The sequence below is a fragment of the uncultured Paracoccus sp. genome, assembly GCF_947496875.1.
In the GTDB taxonomy this organism is placed as follows: domain Bacteria; phylum Pseudomonadota; class Alphaproteobacteria; order Rhodobacterales; family Rhodobacteraceae; genus Paracoccus.
In genome coordinates this window covers 1-992 of the sequence record NZ_CANMEH010000072.1, presented here as the reverse complement: position 1 = coordinate 992, position 992 = coordinate 1, and the positions used below count along the sequence as shown (strand labels likewise).

Annotated in this window: 3 protein-coding genes; all 3 read right to left on the bottom strand. The window is 61.5% G+C overall.

Annotated elements, in window-relative coordinates:
• Positions 1–111: 111 nt before the first annotated feature.
• Positions 112–267 (bottom strand): cold shock domain-containing protein, encoded by a 156-nt coding sequence (locus tag Q0938_RS19150; protein ID WP_299365715.1) that lies wholly within the window; start codon positions 265–267, stop codon positions 112–114.
• Positions 192–578 carry a hypothetical protein gene (locus Q0938_RS19145; protein ID WP_299365717.1) on the bottom strand — a complete coding sequence of 129 codons (387 nt, stop codon included), beginning with the start codon at positions 576–578 and terminating at the stop codon, positions 192–194. Before Q0938_RS19145 ends, Q0938_RS19150 begins: the two co-directional genes overlap by 76 nt.
• Positions 579–671: 93 nt before the next feature.
• The coding region (locus Q0938_RS19140) for a hypothetical protein (RefSeq protein ID WP_299365713.1) at positions 672–992 on the bottom strand (321 nt) is incomplete at its 5' end.

Genomic DNA, 992 nt, shown 5'->3' with positions numbered 1-992 from the left:
CTCATCAACGAGCGCAAGGCCAAATTCCTTGTGGTCCGGCACCAGACGGCGGGTGAGGAGGTGGCTTGGTGGAAGGCCGGGAAGTGGCCTCCCAAGTGATCCTCGACGCGGTCAGAGTGTCCGGAGATCGACTGCGCTCGTCTTGCCGTTCCGGCCTCTCTCCATTTCATAGGATAGCTTCTGGCCATCTTTCAGGCTCTGCAGTCCTGCACGCTCCACGGCGCTGATTTGGAAGAATACATCTGCTCCGCCATTCTCCGGGGCAATGGTCGGGCGGCCGGGCCGCCGGCGAGCACACGGATCCGGCCGGGCCGGATGCATCGCGGGAGATGCTGCGCTTCTTTCTGTCCAAGCGGCGGCGATCCCGTTAGGCAGCGCGGCCGATCAGGCATTTCGGTGCGCCCCGCGACGATGCCGAGCGAAAGACCCACGAACCTTCGGCAAGCAGCGAGGGTCAGTCGCAGTCCTGCCCCTGCAGATTGCTGAAGAGCACCGCCATCGTGACCGATGTGCTGGAACTTCTTGTCGATCGTATCACGAGCTTTGCGTTCTGGATCGTCGCGCACTGCCTTGTTCACGATTTTATCTGTGCGTCGTCCCTGGAACCGGCAGCAGATCAGGTCGATGTGAGGCCACCAGCGCCGGCGGATGTCGAAGTTTGCCGGCCGATACTAATCATTGATGTTCTTGCATTCCGGGCTAGGAGAGGTTTGCGTCTGTGCTTTCTCGTCGAGCTTGGCAATCCGCTCGGCGATCGGGGGCCACCACCTGAGGTCCTCCCAGGCGCGCTCGACATCATAGAGGCCGGGCTGGATTCGGTAGTGGTTGAGGAAGGTCGGGACGATGTCACTGGCGGAGCGCAGAGTCTGGAGCGGGAGCCCACAATGGCGCAGGTATGCGCACAGCAGCTCGACGTTGGAATCTGTGGCGAGGTCCTCCAGGATGCCGCAGATCAGGTTCTTCTGCTCTTCACTGGACAGCTTCTTCACGTG